Source organism: Aeromonas sp. Y311-2 (assembly GCF_027706025.1).
Lineage (GTDB): Bacteria > Pseudomonadota > Gammaproteobacteria > Enterobacterales > Aeromonadaceae > Aeromonas > Aeromonas veronii.
Window position 1 is genome coordinate 210,969 of record NZ_JAPDCL010000002.1, and the last position, 20,110, is coordinate 231,078.

Annotated in this window: 15 protein-coding genes, 1 pseudogene and 1 riboswitch; of the genes and pseudogenes, 9 read left to right on the forward strand and 7 right to left on the reverse strand. The window is 61.8% G+C overall.

Features of this window, described 5'->3' with window-relative positions; all coding sequences use genetic code 11:
• Positions 1 to 69 precede the first annotated feature (69 nt).
• The 7 genes and pseudogenes from OKC42_RS02970 to OKC42_RS03000 all read left to right on the forward strand — a co-directional run bounded on the left by OKC42_RS02970 (position 70) and on the right by OKC42_RS03000 (position 7,733).
• Positions 70 to 2,274, forward strand: a complete 2,205-nt coding sequence (locus OKC42_RS02970; protein WP_150388913.1) for a FimV/HubP family polar landmark protein — start codon at positions 70 to 72, stop codon at positions 2,272 to 2,274.
• Positions 2,275 to 2,474: 200 nt separating this feature from the next.
• Positions 2,475 to 3,284, forward strand: a complete 810-nt coding sequence (gene truA / locus OKC42_RS02975; protein ID WP_040066446.1) for a tRNA pseudouridine(38-40) synthase TruA — start codon at positions 2,475 to 2,477, stop codon at positions 3,282 to 3,284.
• A 119-nt stretch (positions 3,285 to 3,403) separates the two neighbouring features.
• Positions 3,404 to 4,267 carry an acetyl-CoA carboxylase, carboxyltransferase subunit beta gene (gene accD / locus OKC42_RS02980; RefSeq protein WP_005333765.1) on the forward strand — a complete coding sequence of 288 codons (864 nt, stop codon included), beginning with the start codon at positions 3,404 to 3,406 and terminating at the stop codon, positions 4,265 to 4,267.
• Between the two features lie 2 nt (positions 4,268 to 4,269).
• On the forward strand, positions 4,270 to 5,529 hold the full coding sequence (gene folC / locus OKC42_RS02985) for a bifunctional tetrahydrofolate synthase/dihydrofolate synthase (RefSeq protein ID WP_199428375.1): 1,260 nt from the start codon (positions 4,270 to 4,272) through the stop codon (positions 5,527 to 5,529).
• A gap of 74 nt (positions 5,530 to 5,603) precedes the next feature.
• Complete coding sequence (dedD, locus tag OKC42_RS02990) at positions 5,604 to 6,398, forward strand: cell division protein DedD (protein WP_270819041.1); 795 nt, start codon at positions 5,604 to 5,606, stop codon at positions 6,396 to 6,398.
• A 162-nt stretch (positions 6,399 to 6,560) separates the two neighbouring features.
• Positions 6,561 to 6,878, forward strand: a pseudogene (locus OKC42_RS02995) (heavy metal-binding domain-containing protein).
• Positions 6,879 to 7,130: 252 nt separating this feature from the next.
• Positions 7,131 to 7,733, forward strand: coding sequence for a hypothetical protein (locus tag OKC42_RS03000; RefSeq protein WP_199428373.1), 603 nt, complete (start codon positions 7,131 to 7,133; stop codon positions 7,731 to 7,733).
• A gap of 99 nt (positions 7,734 to 7,832) precedes the next feature.
• Here the strand turns inward: OKC42_RS03000 and cysG are convergent, their stop codons facing one another.
• The 5 genes from cysG to OKC42_RS03025 all read right to left on the reverse strand — a co-directional run bounded on the left by cysG (position 7,833) and on the right by OKC42_RS03025 (position 13,386).
• Positions 7,833 to 9,224: a siroheme synthase CysG gene (cysG, locus tag OKC42_RS03005; protein WP_270819042.1), complete on the reverse strand. Its 1,392-nt coding sequence runs from the start codon at positions 9,222 to 9,224 to the stop codon at positions 7,833 to 7,835.
• Positions 9,225 to 9,421: 197 nt separating this feature from the next.
• Complete coding sequence (asrC, locus tag OKC42_RS03010; RefSeq protein WP_150388917.1) at positions 9,422 to 10,432, reverse strand: sulfite reductase subunit C; 1,011 nt, start codon at positions 10,430 to 10,432, stop codon at positions 9,422 to 9,424.
• A gap of 11 nt (positions 10,433 to 10,443) precedes the next feature.
• Entirely contained in the window at positions 10,444 to 11,283 is an 840-nt protein-coding gene (gene asrB, locus OKC42_RS03015; protein WP_159158703.1) for an anaerobic sulfite reductase subunit AsrB, read from the reverse strand.
• A gap of 1 nt (position 11,284) precedes the next feature.
• Positions 11,285 to 12,343 (reverse strand): anaerobic sulfite reductase subunit AsrA, encoded by a 1,059-nt coding sequence (gene asrA / locus OKC42_RS03020; protein ID WP_159158704.1) that lies wholly within the window; start codon positions 12,341 to 12,343, stop codon positions 11,285 to 11,287.
• 200 nt (positions 12,344 to 12,543) lie between these two features.
• Positions 12,544 to 13,386 carry a patatin-like phospholipase family protein gene (locus tag OKC42_RS03025; RefSeq protein WP_005333746.1) on the reverse strand — a complete coding sequence of 281 codons (843 nt, stop codon included), beginning with the start codon at positions 13,384 to 13,386 and terminating at the stop codon, positions 12,544 to 12,546.
• 265 nt (positions 13,387 to 13,651) lie between these two features.
• Here OKC42_RS03025 and OKC42_RS03030 point away from each other — a divergent pair, with 265 nt between their 5' ends.
• Positions 13,652 to 14,668 carry a S66 family peptidase gene (locus OKC42_RS03030; RefSeq protein ID WP_159158706.1) on the forward strand — a complete coding sequence of 339 codons (1,017 nt, stop codon included), beginning with the start codon at positions 13,652 to 13,654 and terminating at the stop codon, positions 14,666 to 14,668.
• A 64-nt stretch (positions 14,669 to 14,732) separates the two neighbouring features.
• On the opposite strand, the gene OKC42_RS03035 is transcribed toward OKC42_RS03030, so the two are convergent.
• Positions 14,733 to 16,988: an LTA synthase family protein gene (locus OKC42_RS03035; RefSeq protein WP_270819043.1), complete on the reverse strand. Its 2,256-nt coding sequence runs from the start codon at positions 16,986 to 16,988 to the stop codon at positions 14,733 to 14,735.
• A 255-nt stretch (positions 16,989 to 17,243) separates the two neighbouring features.
• On the opposite strand from OKC42_RS03035, the gene OKC42_RS03040 reads away from it, so the two are divergent.
• Positions 17,244 to 18,329, forward strand: a complete 1,086-nt coding sequence (locus OKC42_RS03040; RefSeq protein ID WP_270819044.1) for a hypothetical protein — start codon at positions 17,244 to 17,246, stop codon at positions 18,327 to 18,329.
• Positions 18,330 to 18,410: 81 nt separating this feature from the next.
• Here the strand turns inward: OKC42_RS03040 and lysC are convergent, their stop codons facing one another.
• On the reverse strand, positions 18,411 to 19,763 hold the full coding sequence (gene lysC, locus OKC42_RS03045) for a lysine-sensitive aspartokinase 3 (protein ID WP_201941681.1): 1,353 nt from the start codon (positions 19,761 to 19,763) through the stop codon (positions 18,411 to 18,413).
• Positions 19,764 to 19,853: 90 nt separating this feature from the next.
• Positions 19,854 to 20,077: riboswitch (Lysine riboswitch) on the reverse strand.
• Positions 20,078 to 20,110: the final 33 nt, after the last annotated feature.

The following is a 20,110-nucleotide window of genomic DNA, read 5'->3' on the forward strand; positions in this document are numbered from 1 at the left end:
GAACCGACTGTTTTGGGGTAACTATCCAGATTTTTCAATGTGATAGGGCCGTCATACGAAGGAACGAATATGGGACATTCCCGCATAACATTGGCAACGCTACTCGCATTGGGTCTGCTGGGCACCGTCCAGGCTGAAGACTCGGCGCGGGAGCCTTTTTTTGTCGAGCTAAAAGGCCCTGACGAACCCGCACCTCCCGCCGTCAATTCCCAGCCACTGGCGCAGCCGGTCGCCAGACCCGTCGCACAACCGGTGCGTACAACCGCCCAGCCGGTGGTGCGTCAGGTCACTGCCAATGCCGGTAGCTATGGCCCTGTTCGTCCGACCGATACCCTCTGGAGCCTGGCGAGCAAATATCGCCCCTCCAATCGGGTCAGCGTCTACCAGACCATGGTGGCGATTTACGAGAAAAACCCCCGCAGTTTTGCCGATGGCAATATCAACCACATTCTGGTGGGATCCCGCATTCTGCTGCCGACCGCGGCCGAGGCGAGCGTCATCACTGATGCTCAGGCCCGCGCCAAGTTCCGTAGCGACAACGCCAGCTGGAAGGGGTTAAGCCCCAAATATCTGGCTGACAAGCAGGCCCATACAGCCAAGCCGGCTGCCGCCAAGCCCGCGAAGGTGGAAGCCGCCAAGACCGAGCCGGTGAAGGCTGCGCCTGCGCCGCTGCCAGTGGCGAAAGCCGCCCCCATTCCCGCCCCGGTGGTGGCACCGCAACCGGCTGCTGAAACCAAAGAAGTGGCCAAGGTGAGCGAGCCTGCGCCGAAAGAGGCGGTAGCACCTGCTCCGAGCGCAGCAGAAGGCACCACCCCGGCGCCTCTGCCTTCCGATCTGGATAAACCGGTGGGCAAACCGGCCACCGAGATGGCGCTGGCACTGGAAGATGCCAATGCCCAGCTCGGCCAGGTGACCGAGATGAACCACAGGCTCAAGCTGCGTCTGCAATCCCTGACCGAAGAGGTGGAGACCCTCAAGGCCCAGCTGCAGGATCAGACGGCGCTGCAAAAAGAGATTGCCGAGCTCAAGGCTCAACCGGTCCCGCCGGTGGCAGCCGAGCCTGAGCCTGAGAAAAACTGGTTGATGGATCTGCTCTCCTCACCGCTCAACCTCGCCATGATCATTCTGCTGCCTGTGCTGCTGGTCTTGGCGCTGGTGACCCTGTGGCTGCGTGCCCGGGCCCGCCGCGAACTGGAAGAGCAGGAGAAGAGCCTCTCCGAATCCACCGCCATGATGATGGATCAGGAGCAGAGCGAGTTTGATGATCTGCTGAGCGTCGATGTGACCGACAACGAGCCGGTGCGCCCGGTGCCGGATCTCAACACCCCCGATGGCTTTATGCCGATGGAGCCTGACGAGCCGGCCGCCAAGCCGGATGTCGATCTGGTGTTCAGCGACGAGGGCGAGATGGAGCTGCAGGGCTTTGAGCCCGAGCGGATGGCGGCCCAGCCAGCCAGTCGTGACCCGGACCTTGTGCCGGATCTCGATCTCTCGCTGGATGAGCCTATCGCGCTGGCCAACGAGCCCGCCATGGATCTGGCCAGCGAGTTCAACCCCAAGCCCAAGGCCGCTGACGAGATCATGAGCGAAGAGGAGCTGCAGGCAGCCCTGTTTGCCGAGCTGGATGCGGATCTCTCCGCCGACCTCGAGCCCGATTTGAGCTCCATCGACGAAGTCGGTGCCGCTGACGACGATCTGGCGAGCTTCGATCTCGGCGATTTCGACAGTGCCCTCGACGAGCCCGCCACAGGGAAAGATGACAACGCCATTGATCTCAGTGCCGCAGAGGACGCCGACGAGAGTGCGGATGCCATGCTGGCCGAGCTCGGTCTTGAGCCTGTCAAGGCGAAGGAAGCGGAGCTGGATCTGGAGTGGGATCCCAACGAGCTGGCGCTCTCCGATTTCGAAGATGCGTTCGCCGAGGTGGAATCACATCCGGCAGATCTCCAGCCCCGTGAGCAGGCACAGGAGAGTGGCTACGTCGAGATCGACAAGCTGCTGGCCGAAGCGGATGCCACCGCGCCGGAGCAGGAGCCGTATCAGGGCTTCTCGCTGGATGTGGGGCTCGATGGCTTCCCCGAGGTGCTGCCGGAATCCACCGGATTTGACGTGGATGCCGACGACGGCGGTGTGGGGGCCAAGCTGGATCTGGCCCGTGCCTACCTCGAGATTGATGACAAGGATAGCGCCCGCGAGCTGCTGCAAGAGGCTGCGGAGCAGGGCAGCGATCACCAGCGCGCCGAAGCCGAGAAGTTGCTCAAGCGGTTGGGCTAAAGCATTTCCCATCACGGGATCAGCAAAACGGGGGCAGCCAGCAGGCTGCCCTCTTCTTTTGGCGAGTTGCAACGGTGCGAGTATGGCCGCGCAGGCTCTCAATCTGGGCCAATTGCGTGCGTGGTGGGACTTTTCAGGCTGAGCGCGTATAATCCGCCCCGTTTCTTTCACTGCGTTTTCACAACAAGACAAGTTTATCCATGCGAATTGCCCTAGGTATTGAATATGACGGCAGCCGGTATTTCGGCTGGCAGCGTCAGCGTGAAGTGATCAGCGTGCAGGCTGAACTGGAGACGGCGCTGAGCCGGATTGCCAACCACCCTGTCTCCATCCAGTGTGCCGGACGCACCGATGCCGGTGTCCATGCGACCGGTCAGGTGATCCACTTCGATACCGAGGCGAACCGTGCCGAAGGGGCCTGGACCCTGGGGCTCAATTCCAACCTGCCGCCGGATATCGCCGTGCGCTGGGTCAAGCAGGTGGACGAGAGCTTCCACGCCCGCTTCAGCGCCACCGCCCGTCGCTACCGCTATGTCATCTACAACCACAACTACCGGCCGGCGATCCTCGGCAGTGGCGTCAGCCACTACCACGAGACCATCGATGCGGAGTTGATGCACCAGGCGGGCCAGAGCCTACTGGGGGAGCACGACTTCAGCACCTTCCGTGCCGTCGCCTGCCAATCCAACACCCCGTGGCGCAATGTGACCCATCTGTGTGTCAGCCGCTCCGGCCCCTACATCGTGCTCGACATCAAGGCCAACGCCTTCCTGCACCATATGGTGCGCAACATCACCGGCTCCCTGCTGCTGGTGGGGCAGGGGCTCAAACCGGTGGAGTGGATTGCCGAGGTGCTGGCTGCCAAGGATCGCAATCTGGCCGGGCCGACCGCCAAGGCCGGTGGCCTCTATCTGGTCGACGTGGATTACCCAGCCGAGTTTGCTCTACCGCAGTTGCCGCTCGGCCCGCTGTGGCTGCCGGACTCGGCACCGGGTACGACCAGTTTTTAGTAACTGCGCCCGAAAAATTGTGGTTTAATGACCCGTCATTTGTTGCCATCGAGCTATTAAGTCATTGAACAATCTAGGCTCGATGCGTTTTGTCAGGCACAAAAGCATTAAGGAATTCCATGAGCTGGCTTGAGAAGATTCTTCCCAAGAGCAAGATCACTGCGCCCCGTCGTCACAACATTCCGGAAGGGGTGTGGACCAAGTGCAGTGCTTGTGAACAGGTGCTCTACCGGGCAGAGTTGGAGCGCAACCTCGAAGTGTGCCCCAAGTGTGATCATCATATGCGCATCAGCGCCCGCGCCCGTCTCGAGAGCTTCCTCGATGAGCAGGGTCGTACCGAGATCGGTGCCGAGCTGGAGCCGCAGGATGTACTGAAATTCAAGGATTCCAAGCGCTACAAGGATCGTTTGTCTGCCGCTCAGAAAGAGACGGCGGAGAAAGATGCGCTGGTGGTGATGAAAGGGACCCTCAAAGGGGTACCGGTTGTCGCCTGTTCGTTCGAATTCTCCTTCATGGGGGGCTCCATGGCCTCCGTGGTCGGTGCCCGCTTTGTACGCGCCGTCGAGGAGTGCATCAAGGAAGGCCGTGGCCTGGTCTGCTTCTCCGCCTCTGGTGGTGCTCGCATGCAGGAAGCCCTCTTCTCCCTGATGCAGATGGCCAAGACCAGTGCTGCGCTGGACCGACTCACCAAGGCGGGCCTGCCCTATATCTCCGTGCTGACCGACCCCACCATGGGTGGCGTCTCTGCCAGTCTGGCGATGCTGGGTGACATCAACGTGGGCGAGCCCAAGGCGCTGATCGGCTTTGCCGGCCCGCGCGTTATCGAGCAGACCGTGCGCGAGAAACTGCCGGAAGGCTTCCAGCGCTCCGAGTTCCTGCTGGAAAAGGGTGCCATCGATATCATCATCGATCGCCGCGAAATGCGTAACCGTCTGGCCAGCCTGCTCGCCAAAATGCTGAATACTCACGTCATCGAAGAGTGAAGATGAGTTCAAACATGCAACAATTCCAAAGCCGGTCGCTTGTCGACTGGCTTTCTTATTTGGAGCAGATCCATCCGGTCAATATCGACATGGGGCTGGATCGGGTCGGTGCCGTTGCCCGGCGTATGGGGCTTACCCAGCTGCCGTTCAAGGTGATCACGGTGGCGGGCACCAACGGCAAGGGCTCCAGCTGTGCCATGGCGGCCAGCATTCTGATGGCCGCAGGCTATAAGGTCGGCGTCTACTCCTCGCCCCATCTGCTGCGCTTTACCGAGCGGGTGCGGGTCAACGGGCAAGAGCTGCCCGACAGCGATCACTGCGCCGCCTTTGCCGAGGTGGAAGCTGCTCGCGACGAGATTGCCCTTACCTTCTTCGAGTTCGCCACCCTGGCTGGCTTGTGGCTCTTCTGCCGCGCCGCACCGGATGTGCTGCTGCTGGAAGTGGGGCTGGGTGGTCGGCTCGACGCCACCAACGTGGTGGAGTCCGATGTGGCGATGATCACCTCCATTGCCCTCGATCACTGCGACTGGCTGGGTGATACCCGCGAAGCTGTGGCGGTGGAGAAGGCCGGGGTCTATCGCGCCGGTAAACCCGCCATCAGTGGCGAGCCCAATCCGCCTGCGACTATCGCGAGTGAAGCACTGCGTCTTGGCGCCAACCTGCGTCAGGTCGGTATCGATTTTCGTGGCGATGAGCACGAGAGCGGTTGGGATTATCACGGCCTCAACCAGTGGCGGGATCTGCCAAAACCGGGGCTGCCGCTGATGAACGCGGTGACCGTGCTGGCGGCGCTGGAATCCCTCGGCTTGCCGCTGCCGGAGTCCGCCATTCGTGACGGGCTTGCCAATGCCCGGCTGGCTGGCCGGATGCAGCAGCTGCAAAGTGCGCCGCTGGTGATCGTCGATGTGGCCCATAACCCCCATTCGGCAGCCTATCTGGCAGCGCAATTGCGCAAGATGCCCTGCTCGGGTGTACGCCGCGCCGTGGTCGGCATGCTCAAAGACAAGGACATGGCGGGATCCCTTGCCGAACTCGATGGTCTGATCGGCGAGTGGTATCTGGCCAGCCTCACCGGCCCGCGCGCCGCCACTGCTGCGCAGCTGGCTGCGGCGCTGGGGGAGGGAAAGGGGCCTGCCAGGGAGTTTGATGATGTCAGCGCCGCTTATCAGGCAGCGTTGGCCGCATCGAGTCCGGACGATATGGTCATTGTGTTTGGTTCGTTTTACACTGTCGCCGACATTCTGGCGGGTGTCGCCGTCTAGGCCACACCCCGGCTCCCCGGCCCTCGGGCGGGGAGCCAAATCGCATATTGAGTTACGTAAAGGTAGGATTCAACTTGGCCTCGAAGTTTCAAAACCGTCTGGTGGGCACCGTCATCCTGGTGGCCCTGGTTGTTATTTTCCTGCCGGACTTGCTGGATGGTCATAAGCTGGCACAAAAGGAGGAGGCCTTTGCCAAGATCCCGCTGCGCCCCGAGCTGGAGCCTGCCAAGCCTGCGCTGCAGGTCTCGGCAGCCAGCAGCCTGCCCGCCGATCATCTGGCCAGCCAGCAACAGGCCTCTGCGGCCCAACAGTGGCAAGTGGAAGAGGTGGCTGACCCTATGACCCTCGCCGGTCAGGTCAACGGTGCACAGCCGGCGACAACCCCTGCCGCATCGGTACAGCCGCAACAGAATGCCCAACCCAAGCCACAGCCCAAGCCGGAAGTGGTGGCCAAAAAACCGGTCGAACCGCCCAAGCCAGCACCCAAGCCGACGCCAGCCAAACCGGTTGAAGTGGCCAAGGCGCCCGCACCGGCCAAGCCGCAGGTGGGTCAGATCAAGTCCCTCGACGATCTGATTGAAAGCAAGATGACCCAGCCGACCACACCCGCGCCTGCTGCGGCACCGGCACAGGGTAGCTGGATCCTCCAGCTTGGCGCCTTCAAGAACGTCGACAGCGTCAACGCGCTGGTGAGCAAGCTGCGGGCGGCGGGCTACTCTGCCCACACCTCGCCGCGCACACCGGTGCAGGGTCAGCTCAACCGGGTCTTTATCGGACCGGATGTCTCCAAGGCCAAACTGCAGGGGATGCAGGGGCGGATCTCCCAGATGACCGGCCTCAGTGGCTCGGTAGTCTCTTACAACCCGTAACGGTGTAATGGCCCTCTGAAACAAACACCGCGCCCCGTGCGCGGTGTTTTTTTATCTGGCCGTCGTGATTTTTAAGGTCGGCGTCGTACAGGTCACCCCCCGGTTGGGATTTTCGGGCAGTTGGGGTAGTCTGAGCCCTTCTGCTACTCACAGGAGTTCAAGATGATCCTCTCGACGACCCCCACGCTGGAAGGCAAAACCATTCGTGAATACCGCGGCATCGTGGTTGGCGAAGCCATTCTCGGCGCCAATATTTTCAAGGATCTCTTTGCCGGGATCCGTGACATCATCGGAGGCCGCTCCGGCGCCTATGAATAAGAGCTGGCCCGTGCCCGCGAGATCGCCTTCGATGAGCTGAAAGAGCGCGCAGCGGCCCTTGGTGCCAACGCAGTGGTCGGCATCGATATCGACTACGAAGTTGTGGGGCAAAACGGCAGCATGCTGATGGTCAGCATCAGTGGCACCGCCGTGGTGGTCTGATCGGGCTTCCGCCTCTGCATGAGCAATGAGCCGATAACTGGGTTATCGGCTTTTTTATTGCCTGTCTGATACGTGGCGGCTGGCGGGGTTATCATTCAACTCATTGATTTTAAATATTTATATTTATTAATAATTCCGCTAACCGGTTTTATTTTTTTTAACTGGGTGGCCCGAGAGGGTCAAGCTAGAGTGCCGCCATCAGGAACGACACCGCTCACGGACGATGTTCTCTTCTCTTGAAGGCGTATCACTATGAATCAAAAACCTGCTCTGCTGACCCTTGTCATGTTGGCCATGACCGCCCATGCCGGCAGTGCCCTCGCGGCGCTGCCCAATTTCAGCGCCACTTGTCCCACCGACATCCGGGTCAAGTCACAAGGGGGCAACGTCTTTATCAATGGCAAGAAGGCGACCCTAAAAACACTGGCGCCCGCCGCCTATTCGGCCACAAACGGCAAGGTAGTCATCGGGATCACCTTCGACCTGCCCGCCAGCGAACCCACCCTGGATTACGTCATCAAGCATGATCGCCGGGCCCACGGCTTTTGCACCGTGCACGCCTGGTCGTCGGGCAAGGCCGCCGCACTGCCGATGGCCAAGGGGGACTCGCCCTATCAGGGCAAGTGGATCGCCAAAAACCGCGAGACCGGCGCCACGGTGGCCAATATTCAGGTGGATGGCAAGGAGCAGGTGTGGGTCAACGGAGTCAAGGTGAAGGCGAAACGGGCCGATGGCGCGCTGCAGTTTCGTAAGGGCACCATCCTCTACACCTTGCAAGGGGATCCGCGTATTCGCGATGAGAGCGACTGGAATGACAGCGATGTTCAGAACACCGGCCCCATCCGGCTCGAGTAACAGACGTGCCGTGCCACGGCTTGGTCATTGATGCAAAAACAGAGAGCGGCATGGCCGCTCTCTGTTTTGTTGTCTCTATTGGTTGATCGCCGTGCGGGGCTAGATGCCGTGGATGGCGTTGGCTTCCCCATACCAGTCCAGCTTGTCGGCCAGAGTGACCACTGTGCCGATGATGATGAGGCTCGGGCTTTTCACCTGACGGGCCAGTTCGGCTAACAGCTGTAGCTCGCCGCGCACCACCCGCTGACTGAGCTGGGTGCCTTGCTCCACCAGCGCCACCGGGGTGTGACCTGGCATGCCGTGGGTTTGCAGCGCATCCTGAATGCGGGCGGCGTGGGCCAGCCCCATGTAGAACACCAGGGTCTGGCGGGGGGCCGCCAGCGCCGACCACTCCTGGGCGATATTGCCCTCCTTGTCGTGGCCGGTGATGAACTGCACCCGCTGAGCGTGATCGCGGTGGGTGAGGGGAATGCCGCTGTAGGCGGCGCAGCCTGAGGCTGCTGTAATGCCCGGTACCACCGAGAAGGGGATGCCCGCCTCGGCCAGGGTTTCCAGCTCCTCGCCACCCCGGCCAAAGATAAAGGGATCGCCCCCCTTGAGCCGCACCACCTGTTTGCCCAGCAGCGCTTGTTCCAGCAACAGTTGGTTGATCGCCTGCTGGGGCACGCAGTGGCGGCCCGCCTCCTTGCCGACAAAGATCCGCTCGGCATCCCGGCGAACAAGCGCCAACACCTCCTGCGAGACCAGTCGGTCATAGACCACCACATCCGCCTGCTGCAACTGCTGCAAGCCATTCAGGGTGAGCAGCCCCGCATCACCGGGGCCCGCTCCCACCAGGGTGACGCTTCCCTTGCTCTGTGGTTGCTCATCGAGCAGCTCTGCGACGCTCTGTTCGGCAGCTTGCTGCTGACCGCGGGCCAGCTGGCATGCCAGTCGCTCATGGCTAAAGAGCCGCTCCCAGAAGCGACGGTGGGCCAGCTTGTCCGGAATGAGTTTGACCCGCTCGCGCAGCTTGCCCGCCAGCGCCGCGAGCTGGCCGAGGTGTTGCGGTAGCAACGCTTCGAGTTTTTCCCGCAGCTGGCGGCTCAGTACCGGCGCCGCGCCTGCGCTGGAGATGGCCACCATCAGCGGCGAGCGGTCAATGATCGCGGGCATGATGGCGCTGCAGTGGGCCGGAGAGTCCACCACATTGCAGAAGATCTGGCGCAGGTTCGCCTCATGAAAGACCTGCTGGTTGACCTCTTGCTGGTTGGTGGCGGCGATCACCAGCCACTTGCCATCGAGCAGTTCGGGATGAAAGCTGGCGGCGCAGACGGTCAGGCGACCCTGCTCGGCCCAGCTCATCAGCTGGGGTTCCAGATGCGGGGCATTGATGGTGATCTTCGCCTTGGCATCGAGCAGCAGGCGCGCCTTGCGCACCGCCACCTCACCGCCGCCGACGATCAGGACCGGCTTGTTTTGCAGCTGACAGAAGAGAGGGAGAAAGTCCATAACAGGCTCCGGATGCTGGCCCGCTCGCAATGCCGCGCCGGGCGAGATAGCAGGGCGCGCCGTGACGCACCCCGGATGGTCGGGGGAAAGATCCCCCGACGGGAATAAAAAAGGGGAAGGGTGATCTACGCCCGGGCCCACGACAGATCCCCACCGGTGTCGGCCACTTGATCACGCTTCCCCAAACGAGGTTTTTCCTATTGCACCGCTTTGACATGCATGTTGGCGACGTACTGATCTTCGGCCCAGAAGATGCGGTCAGCGACCATGGCTTCCGGGTTGAGGGTGACGCCGCGCAGCACCCGCTCCTTGAACTTGTGATAACCGGCCCGGTCGATAAGGTGACCCATGTGCAGGTAGATGGGTTTGCCATCCAGCATCTCGGCCTCGAACTCGAACAGGTTCTTGATCACCGCGTGCAGCACCTCTTCGGTCACCCAGTTGAGGAACAGCTTGCCGGTACGGGGGGTCTTCTTACTGGTGCGTCCCCCCAGCTTGACCATATAGAGCTGCTTGGGATCCCGCTGCCAGGCCATAGTCGGGCAGGCCAGCACGCATTCGCCACAGCCGATGCACTTGCTCTCCTCCTTGACCGCCTTGCCATGCTTGATGGCGAGGCAATCCACAGCGTGGTGGCTGCACGCCTTGACGCAGGCGCCGCAGCCGATGCAGCGCTCGGCATTGAAGTGGATCTTGGCGATGCCGAGGATACCGAAGTCGGCCATGTTGGCCTTGGCGCAGTCGTTGGGGCAGCCGGCGATCACCATCTTGAGGTGATAGGGGTTGGGGTAGAGGTGCTTCTCCATCCGCTGAGCCAGCCCGGTGCAGTCGATATTGCCCTTCTGGCAGATGGTGTTGCCCTGACAGGCGACGATGTTGCGCCCGCCGATGGTCTGGTAACCGGCTGTGGTGTCCTCTACCTCGATGCCGCAGGTCTCCACCTCGATCTCCTTGATAAAGGGTTCGAGGGCGGCGTTGACCTTGTCCATGTCCTGATACTTGATGCCGGGCATCGCCAGCTTCTGGCGGGTGGTGAGGTGGATCAAGCCGTTGCCGTACTGTTCGGCGATCTGCTGGGCCACTGCCAGCAGGTGGGCGGGCATGATCCCGCCGGGAATGCGTACGCTGATCATCGCTTCGCCGCGCACCTTGGAGAGGCGGTATTCGTTCTTGGCGCGGGCCTTGATGATGTCGATATCGAGACTCATGGTGTTCTCCCTCAGTCGATCAGATGCTGGGCCTGGTCAAAACGAAAGACCGGTCCATCCACGCAGATATAGGTGTCGCCCATCCGGCAGTGGCCGCATTTGCCCACGGCGCAGGCCATGCGGCGTTCGTAGTCGACCCAGATGCGATCCTTGGGGATGCCCCGTTCGAGGAAGGCGAGCACCACGAAGCGGATCATGATGGGGGGGCCGACCACGATCACCTGGATATCCTCCTTGTCAGCGAGATCCAGCTGGTCGATGTAGTCGGTGACCCGGCCGATGCGAAACTGCTCGCTCTCCTTGCCCTCGTCCAGGGTGACGATGAGGTTCTGCTGCTCGGCCCAGAGCGGCATCTCGTGGCGATAGAGCACCGCCTGCTCGTTCTTGAAGCCGAGGATCATGTCGAGGGATTTCACCTCTTCCGGATGTTTGCTGAAGCGGCGCAGCAGCCCCTTGACCGGCGCGACGCCGGTACCGCCCGCCACCACGATGAGGTGCTGGTTGCGGTAGGTCTCCAGCGGATAGCCGTTGCCGTGGACGCCGCGCATCCACACCTTGTCGCCCACATCGAGGGCAAACAGCGCATCGGTTACCTTGCCGACTTTGCGGATCAGCAGATCCACATAACCATCGCCATAGTCGGAGACCGAGATGGGCGCTTCGCCGACGGTGGGCAGGGAGATCTCCACAAACTGGCCGTAGTGAACATCAAAGTCGCGGGAGACCCGAAAGTTCCACTCCAGCTCGGTGTGGCGCTCGATGGCCAGAATGGTGTAGGCCTTGGGCAGCAGGCGGTTTTCGACCAAGTCCTGCTGCGGTTCTGCTGTTGCGGTTTGCTGGCACTGGCACATATCAGTTCGCCCCCTGCGCGTTGTCGGCTGCGATGGTCTGTTCGACCACATCGGTCATCTTGTTGATGATGTTGCTAAAGGAGATGTAGTGAGGGCAGCGATCGTCGCAGCGGCCACAGCCGACGCACATGTGCTCCTCTCCCTGACGGGCCTTGTAGTCGTTGACCTTGTGCAGGGCGCGATAACGCAGGCGCTCGCCATGCTTGGCGCGAAAACCGTGGCCACCGGCCATGTCGCTGAAGCCATCCACCATGCAGCTGGCCCACTGGCGACGGCGCTCACCCTGCTTGGGATTTTCCGCATAGGTGAGGTCGTGCACGCTGTAGCAGCTGCAGGTCGGGCAGGAGGTGGTGCAGCGGCCGCAGCCGATGCAGCGGCTGTCGTACTCGGCCCAGACCGGATGAGCGGTGAGGATTTGGCGGATCCGCTGGGGGTCGTTACAGACACTGTCCGGAGTGCGTACCTTGACCGGGTTGCTCTGGACAAATTCCGGGGTGAAGTCGTCGGATTTACCGAGCTCGGCAAAGTAGCCGAGCAGCTCGGGATCCTTCACCTCGATACGGGCACCCTCATCGCTCAGACGAATGGCGGCGGCGTAGTCTTGGGTCTCGTTGCTGCCCATGGAGACGCAGAAGCAGTTCTCGAAGCTCTCGCGGCACTCCAGCAGCACCAGCTTGAGCTTGCTGCGCAGCCGGGCGTAGTAGACGTCGCTGTTCTGGCCATTTTTCAGGTAGACCTGATCCAGCCTGCGCAGAGCGTGGATATCACAGCTGCGCAAGAACAGCAGGGTGGGTTTGGCCTCCACCTTTGATTCGCGCAGCTCCAGATTGTCGAAGTGGAACAGGGTCTGGGTGATGGGGAGCACCACCTCTTTTGGGGAGAAGTGGGACTTCTCCTGCCACACCAGATCGGCCGGATGGCGGATGCTGTGGTAGGTGACGTTGTCGGTGTCGGAGAAGCGGCCGCCCCGATATTCGGCCGCGGGCGCCATGATCCGGTAATCGGGCAGCAGCCGCTCGAACAGCTGCGCCAGCGCGGGATGGGTGAGAAGAAACGACATAAATAAACACCTTGTATGAGGGTGAGATGCCCTGGCATAGGGATGAGGCGCAAGCCGCTAAGAGTGTCTGGCACCGGTTCTGGCCGCGCTTGCCTCGCCACGGTCTGTTTTTATGACTCATGTTGCTCAACGGACCCGATTGTTATTGTGTTGGCGGCGCGTGCGTCGCGGCAGGTCGGGTCATGCCTGTAAAACCCTTGTCAATTGAGCAGGGCGGCCTGATAGCCTGCGCACTTGCCCATCACGTATCCCATCTCCAGCTTGTTGATATCGCGGGTAAAACGGGAGACGGGGAAGTAGTCGGCCGGGGCGATCACCTCGATCTGGCAGTCCTCCGGCGGATTGGCGATAAAATCGAGCGCCTCGTTGTAGCTGCGATCCCGCTGCTCCAGCGCCTGTGCCAGCGCGGGGCGGGTCTTGAGCAGGGTACGGATCATCCAGGGGAAGGGCATCGGCTTGAGCCGATAGCCAAGGGGCTCGGAGAGGATCACAGTCAGGTGACGGGCACCGCGGCGGTAGGCTTCGATCACCGGGATGGAGTCGGCCACCCCGCCATCTGTCATCGGCACCCCGTGCACCTCCGGGTATTCGTGGGAGGCGAGGGGAATGGCGCAGCTGGCGGGCAGCACCTCGTTCATGTTCTCCGGCTTGACCCGGATGTACTCCGCCTTGCCGGTCAGGGTATTGGTCACCACCGCATAGAAGGGGATGCCGGTCTCCCGGTAGGCGTGAATGTCGAGGGGATACTTGCGGCAGCTGGTGTTCCACAGCCAGTGGATATCCACCAGATTGCCCCCCTTGGCAAAGCGCAGGGGATCCATAAACTGCTGGCTGCACGCCAGTTTGGTCAGGATCTCGTGGCTGCGGCCATGCTGGCTGGCGAGATAAGCCAGCAAGTTGGTGGCCCCCGCCGAGACGCCGATGGCGAAGTCAAAGGGGCGATAGTCATGCTCGATAAACGCATCCAGTACGCCGCTGGCAAATATGCCGCGCATGGCGCCGCCTTCTACAACCAATGCGCTGGGGGATGCGTTTTTGTTCATGACAGGCACCTCATTGATAAGTCAGAGAGAAAAAGTGGGAAAGAGAACGTTCGGGCTGTCAGGCCGACCATTCTGACAACCAACCGGGGTTGGCCATCGCAATGAGGTCATTCTAGGAAGGGGATGGTGTTTAGAATATCTGTTAATAATGAATCAAGTGTTTTGTATTTCTAAACGATGGTGATAAACCCGTTGTGATCAAAGGGGTTGTGTAGGAGTCTCAACGACTCTGTGATGGCTGGATATTGGCAAGGATGAGTGTGTCATGACGTTATTGGTTCCCCCGCTGCTCCGACGTGGCGATACCATCGCTTTTTTCTCCCCCTCCAGCGCGGCGACCGCCTGGGCACCCAACCGTTTTGCCCGCGCCAGAGCCTTTCTTGAGGGGCAGGGCTTTAGGCTCAAGGCGGGCAGCCTCACCGGCCAGCAGGATCACTGGCGCTCCGGCTCCATTGCCGCGCGGGCCGAGGAGCTCAACGCCCTTATTCGCGACCCAGAAGTGCGCTGCATCATGTCGGTGATTGGCGGCAGCAACTCCAACTCCCTGCTGCCCTACCTCGATTTTGAGGCGCTGAGGCGCGATCCCAAGATCATCGTTGGCTACTCAGACGTGACGGCGCTGCTGCTCGGCATACATGCCCAAACTGGCCTGGTTACCTTTTATGGCCCGGCGCTGGTGGCCTCCTTTGGCGAGTTGCCGCCGCTGGTGGATGAGACGCTGGCCAGTTTTTTACAGATTGCGCTGGCCGATGAAGCTGGCGTCCCCTGCACGCTGCCCACCCCGGTGCAGTGGAGCGATGAACGGTTGGACTGGGAGAATCAGACCCGGGCCAAGCAGTGCCAGCCCAATCGGCTGATCTCGGTGGGTTCTGGCCGGGTTGAGGGGCGACTGATCGGCGGCAATCTCAACACCATGGCGGGGATCTGGGGCTCCCCCTATATGCCGCCCATCGAGCACGGCGACATTTTGCTGCTGGAGGACAGCCTGAAATCTGCCGAGACGCTGGAGCGCTCCTTTGCCCATCTCAAACTGTGCGGGGTGTTGGAGCGGATCGGCGCGCTTATCCTCGGCAAGCACGAGCTGTTCAACGATCAGGGGAGCGGCAAGCGCCCCCTTGATATTCTGCTGGAGGTAGTGGGGGAGCCAAGCTTCCCTATTCTGGCTGAGTTTGACTGCGCCCATACCCACCCCATGCTGACGTTGCCGCTGGGGATCGAGGTGGCGCTCGATCTCGACCGCCAGCAGCTCACGTTGCTGGAGCCCTGGTGGCGAGCAGAATGAGGGCGAAATGAATGTCCAACAACAAGGCCGCGGATGCGGCCTTGTCTGTTTTTGTGGGGCGTGATCAGGGCAGGGCATCGGGCCGGAAGCTGGCGCGGATCTGCGGCACCAGGCTTGATGGGTCGAACCCTTTCTCCTCGCCCAGCACCGGATGGAGCAGGGGCTTCTCTTCGATGGGGGTGATATCCCCCGCCAGCAGCTGGCGGGTGGCCTGACCCATCTGGTAGAGCTGGCGCACCGGCGCAAACTGGGTCGCCAGATTGAGGGGATCATCTGCGCGGGTGAAGGCCATCATGGGGATCTGGTAGGTGGCATCGCGCGCCGGCTTGTCACCGTGAATCCCCTTGCCGGCGGACATCAAAAACGGCTGGTGATCGCCAAAGGCCACCACCAGATAGCGCTTGCCTGACTGGTCTAGGGTCTTGAGCAGTCGCTCCAGCGAGGCCATGGCATCCACCACCCCTGTGTAATAGGTGTTGAGCAGCTGGGTGTCACTCTCGCTCTGGTTCGGGCAGGCGCCGCTGCGCTCCTGCCCCTGATAGCGGGGGCCATCGAAGGGGCCGTGCCCCTGCATGGTGACCGCATAGGCAAACAGCGGTTTGTCATCCTGTTCGCTGCGCTTGAGCAGGTGGTCGATGAGCGCATCATCGGAGATATAGAGCCCCTTGTGCTCAAGGGTGGTGAAGCGGGTATCGAACCAGCGCTCCTCATAGCCAAGCGCCGGGATCGCCTTGGCGCGGCCCCAGAATTTTTCCACATAGGGGTGAGCGAACAGGGTCTGGTAGCCGCTCTGTCTGGCGCTCTGGGCCAGCCCCGGCACCTGCTGCGAGAGGTAGTAGTAGGGCACCACCCCCTGCTTGAGCAAGCCCACCGGCAGGCCGGTGTTCATCTCGAACTCCGCCAGTACCGTCATGCCGCCGGTGGTGGGGGAGTGGATGGTTTTTTGCCACTGCTGCACGCTGGCGGGTAGGGAGAGGGTGGGAGCCGGGGCGCAGATCCGCCCCTTCCAGTCGAGCCAGAGCGACTCATATTGCAGCACGATCACCAGATCCCAGCGCGGCGCTATGCCCTGGGGCGGATAGCTTAGCTGCGGGGTCAGCTCGTTGATCTGCAAGGGGTAGCGAAACACGCTGCCGCTTTGCAGCATCTCGTCCACCAGATTGAACAGATAGAGGCCGGGGCCGGAGCGGATGATGTCCCTGTGGTAGTTGACCGCGCGATCCACGTAGCGAATGTTGGCCCCCAGCAGCTTGTTGCCGGTCTGGGTGGCAAAGACGCACAGGGCAAAGAAGGCGACGGTGGCGGCGGCAGTGCGCAACACCCAGCGCGACAGGGCAAAGCGCCAGCAGAGAAACAGTGCCAGCAACACGGTGAAGATGGGCAGGATGGGGTGCTGGTCGAGCAGGATCCGCAGCAGCGCCAGCAGGTTGCCAAAATCGTCCCCGCCGAGCGGCACGCCGTAGATGGCGATCTTCATAAAGTTGGCGAGCAGGCCGATGCCCGAAAGCGCGGTAAAGACCAGCCCCATATAGAGGTTGAAGCCCGCCAGCGCGCAGAGGCTCCAGCCCAGCACCATGCTGCCCCAGGCGAGATAGTAGTGCTCCGGCCGAAAGCCTGACCAGAGCAGAAACTCCCCCAGCTTGAACACCACGAAGCCGTGCAGCAGCACGAAGGTGAGGTTGCCGAGCAGCAGGCTGCCGATGATCCGCCAGCGCAGGCTGCGGCGCAGCTTTGGCAGCACCGTTTTGAGCACGGCGGCGCTCAGGGCCAGCACCAGCGTCAGGCTCACCACCAGATAGGTGAGGTTGAAGCCCTGCTCCGGCAGGGTTTGCAGGATCTGGCTGAAGTCGCCGCTCTCGGGGCGATCTTTGAGCAGCAGACCGATGCGCAGCTGATAACGGCTGGCCAGCGCATCGTCCGGGGCGCGCAGGGTGCTGTTGAGATCCAGAGTACAGCGGTTATTGCGGCACACCTGACGCTTATCCACCGCTTGACTGAGCTGGTCGATCCGCTCCCCCTTGTCGTTGAGCAGCTCCACCCGCACCTTGTCCCCCGCTTGCAGCGGCCCTCGCAACTGCCATTGGCTCCGCACCACCAGATAGAGGCCGCGGCTGTCGCTTTTATAGAGCAGGGCGTGGCGGGTGAGGGTGGCCAGTGGATTGTCGGCGGGGCCCAGCACCAGCGGCTGGGCGCGGCCCAGCCAGCTGCCGGGATTGATCAGCGGCAACAACAGGGTCAGCAGCAGCAATCCGCCCAGCAGGGCAAGCAGCAGAGAGGGCAGACTCAGGACGCGGGGGCAGCCTGAGGAGGGGCGATTCATATAAGCTCATCCTTTGAGCGAGTGAGGGAGAGATCGTTCATCCGCATAGAGTTTGACCCGATGGTGCGGGCCTTGTTTCAGCTTGTCAATTTAATGACCACTTAATGAATATTTGGTTACAGCTCAACCTTGCAAATTGTGATCCCGATCGAGGGGTTGTTCGGAATATGTGATGAAAGCGTCATCATGGGGTTTTGCCACTGGCTTGGGAGGGATCTGCTGTTTAGTCTCTCGATAGCGACTGGAGGTACATGTATGAATCCCAAAGTGATGGCACGTCAGGCCAGATTGCTGCGCATGCTGGAGAGCAAGGAAGAGATCCGGATCGGACGCGAGCGCGACTGTCCGCTGCCGCTGGCCCAACTGGTCAAGCTGAAGGATAGCCATCCGGCTGTGGTCAAGGTCTATCGCCACGGTCTCACCGCCGAGGTGTTTCACCTCAAGGTGGAGGGGCATCACTGGTGCCTCAAGCGGCGCCGTCAGGATTCACTGGTGGCCAACCTCGATGGCAAGACCGCCTTTCTGACCGAGCTGGAGCGGCGGCGCGAAATCGAGGCGCTGCGCGAGCTGCATCCTACTGTCCTCTCCCACGTGGTCTGCACCAGCTTTGGCTCGGCGCGCGCCGGTGTGCTGGTTTCCCCCTGGTTGCGGGGCGTGCCGGTCCATCAGCTCAACGAGCGCAATCTGGCCCAGATACTGGAGGTGCAGGGGGAGCTGGCCCGCTGGGGCTGGTTTGACTGGGACCCGAGCCCGGGCAACCTGCTCGATGACGGCGAGCAGATCTGCGTGTTCGACTTTGGCTATATGTGGACCTTCGATCCCCGCTTTGAATACAACTCCAATGGTCTGGTCGACCCGCAGTTCCATGTGCCGGAGCGACTGGAGACCCGTACCCTCTCCGGACTCTGGCTCGATGAGGCCGATCCTCTGCCGCAATTTCGCTACTGGCGTGAACTCTGCCTGAAATGGGTGAAACGGGAGATCCATCACCTGATCCGTGAAGGGGCCAGCGCGCCCGTGCTGGCCCGCCTGCACGCCCTGCAAGGGGAGTGGAGCGCCGCGCTGGCGAGCGACGACGCGCTGGTCGCCAACTGGTGGCGGGACATGTATCGCAGCCACCGGCTCGATGTGGCCGATGATCTGAGCGGCCAGAGCTGCTGCCCGCTCACCCTGCGTCGCCTCGACTGGTTGATGCAGGCGGTGACGGATCACTATCCGCTGCTGGTGGACAATCTCTCGCCTCAGGAGACGGAGCTCGGCCAGACCGGGCTGCTGGCCCGCTTGCAGCAGCTGCGCCGCGAAGCCGTCGCCTGTCAGTTGCCAGCCACCAGCCTTGCCTGAGCCAACACATCTGCGAAATACAAATGAACAGGGCGCCTTGCAGGCGCCCTGTTGCATGGCCGGAATTGCCTCGGGTGAGGATCAGTCCAGCAGCTCCTGATGGAGGCGGTTGACGATATTGCCCGCCTCGCTCTCCTTGACCAGAAAGCAGAGGTTGTGGGCGCTGGCGCCGTAGCAGATCATCCGGATGTTGTGCTCGCGCAGGGCGTCAAAGACCTGACTGCCCACCCCGTTCACTTCGCTCATCCGGTTGCCGATGAGCGCCACCAGTGCCAGACCGGTTTCCACCTCCACTTTGCAGAGCTGGCCCAGCTCGGTCAGTACCTTGTCGCTCAGGATCGGTTCGCCGTTGCTCTGGCTGCCGGTGTGATCCAGGGTCAGCGACACGCTCACTTCCGAGGTAGTGATGAGATCGACCGAGATGCGGTGACGGGCCAGAATGCCGAACACTTCGGCCAGGAAGCCGTAGGCGTGGAACATGTTGAGGCTGTGCAGGGTCACCAGCACCTGCTGGCGGCGCAGGGCGACGGCGCGAAACAGCGGGCTTGAATCTGTGCTGGCGCGGATCCAGGTACCACCGGCGGCGGGGTCCTTGGCGGAGCCGACAAACACCGGAATATTCTGGCGCACCGCCGGTTGCAATGTGGCGGGGTGCAGCACCTTGGCGCCGAAAGTGGCCATCTCGGCTGCTTCGACAAAGCTGATTTCGGGAATGGGGCGGGCGCGGGTGACGAGGCGCGGATCTGTAGTGTAGATGCCGGGCACATCGGTCCAGATCTCGATACTGGCGGCATCGAGCGCTTCGGCGAGCAGGGCTGCGCTGTAGTCAGAGCCGCCGCGCCCCAGCGTGGTGGTGCGGCCATCGCCATCGGCACCGATAAAGCCCTGGGTGATGATAAGGCTGTCGCCAAGCTGCGGGCCCAGCGTCTGCTGGCAGAGAGTGCGGGTGGTGGCCAGATCGACGGTGGCCTTGCCAAAGCGGCTGTCGGTGCGCATCAGCTGGCGCACATCCTGCCAGTGGGCCTTGACGCCGCGCTGGCGCAGCAGCTCGGTAAAGAGGCGGGTAGACATCAGCTCGCCGCAGGCGATGAGGCGATCGGCCAGCTCCGCATCGGTATGCTGGTGGGCTTGCTGGGCCATGAGGCGGATCTCGTCCAGCTGGCCATGAATGAGGGCGCTCACATCAACAGGGTTGCCGAGATCGGCCAGAATGGCCTGCTGGATCCCGGCCAGTTTGGCCAGCTGCTCGTCGCGGCCCGCCTCGTCCAGCTCCCCTTGTGCCAGAGCGACCAGCAGGTTGGTGACACCGGCACTGGCGCTCAGTACCACCACCCGGGTGGCGGGATTGGCCAGCACGATGTCGGCGCAGTGATTCATGGCCGGGAAGTTGGCGACACTGGTTCCGCCAAACTTGGCGACATTGATCGGGCTCATTGCTTACTCCTGTCTTATTTTAAGATTCCGGTTCCATCGGGCAAAAAAGAGAGGAGGAGGCTGAAAATGGCAGGAATGAACGAAGCTATCCCGGCCAGAAGCACTCCACCTGCAGAGCCCATCCCGTACCGCCCCTTACAGGGCGCGGTGGGGGATGATCACTACCGATGACAACCCGGGGGATTCAGCCCCCGCAGCCGACGTTGAGGTTACCAGTCTCCTCACTCGTCTCGGCGCTGCTCCCCCTGACCCAAGTTCACCGGACGCTGGCGTCCTCCCTTGGGCTGCCTGGGCAGCGCTCCTCTTCTGGCTCCACCAGGGCGGTGGAGTGCATTTAGAAATAACCT

Bases quoted from the DNA above. Each gene is read 5' to 3' on its own strand.
- OKC42_RS02970 (WP_150388913.1), top strand. From the start codon at position 70: ATGGGACATTCCCGCATAACATTGGCAACGCTACTCGCATTGGGTCTG.
- truA (WP_040066446.1), top strand. From the start codon at position 2,475: ATGCGAATTGCCCTAGGTATTGAATATGACGGCAGCCGGTATTTCGGC.
- accD (WP_005333765.1), top strand. From the start codon at position 3,404: ATGAGCTGGCTTGAGAAGATTCTTCCCAAGAGCAAGATCACTGCGCCC.
- folC (WP_199428375.1), top strand. From the start codon at position 4,270: ATGAGTTCAAACATGCAACAATTCCAAAGCCGGTCGCTTGTCGACTGG.
- OKC42_RS03000 (WP_199428373.1), top strand. From the start codon at position 7,131: ATGAATCAAAAACCTGCTCTGCTGACCCTTGTCATGTTGGCCATGACC.
- cysG (WP_270819042.1), bottom strand. From the start codon at position 9,224: ATGGACTTTCTCCCTCTCTTCTGTCAGCTGCAAAACAAGCCGGTCCTG.
- asrC (WP_150388917.1), bottom strand. From the start codon at position 10,432: ATGAGTCTCGATATCGACATCATCAAGGCCCGCGCCAAGAACGAATAC.
- asrB (WP_159158703.1), bottom strand. From the start codon at position 11,283: ATGTGCCAGTGCCAGCAAACCGCAACAGCAGAACCGCAGCAGGACTTG.
- asrA (WP_159158704.1), bottom strand. From the start codon at position 12,343: ATGTCGTTTCTTCTCACCCATCCCGCGCTGGCGCAGCTGTTCGAGCGG.
- OKC42_RS03025 (WP_005333746.1), bottom strand. From the start codon at position 13,386: ATGAACAAAAACGCATCCCCCAGCGCATTGGTTGTAGAAGGCGGCGCC.
- OKC42_RS03030 (WP_159158706.1), top strand. From the start codon at position 13,652: ATGACGTTATTGGTTCCCCCGCTGCTCCGACGTGGCGATACCATCGCT.
- OKC42_RS03035 (WP_270819043.1), bottom strand. From the start codon at position 16,988: ATGAATCGCCCCTCCTCAGGCTGCCCCCGCGTCCTGAGTCTGCCCTCT.
- OKC42_RS03040 (WP_270819044.1), top strand. From the start codon at position 17,244: ATGAATCCCAAAGTGATGGCACGTCAGGCCAGATTGCTGCGCATGCTG.
- lysC (WP_201941681.1), bottom strand. From the start codon at position 19,763: ATGAGCCCGATCAATGTCGCCAAGTTTGGCGGAACCAGTGTCGCCAAC.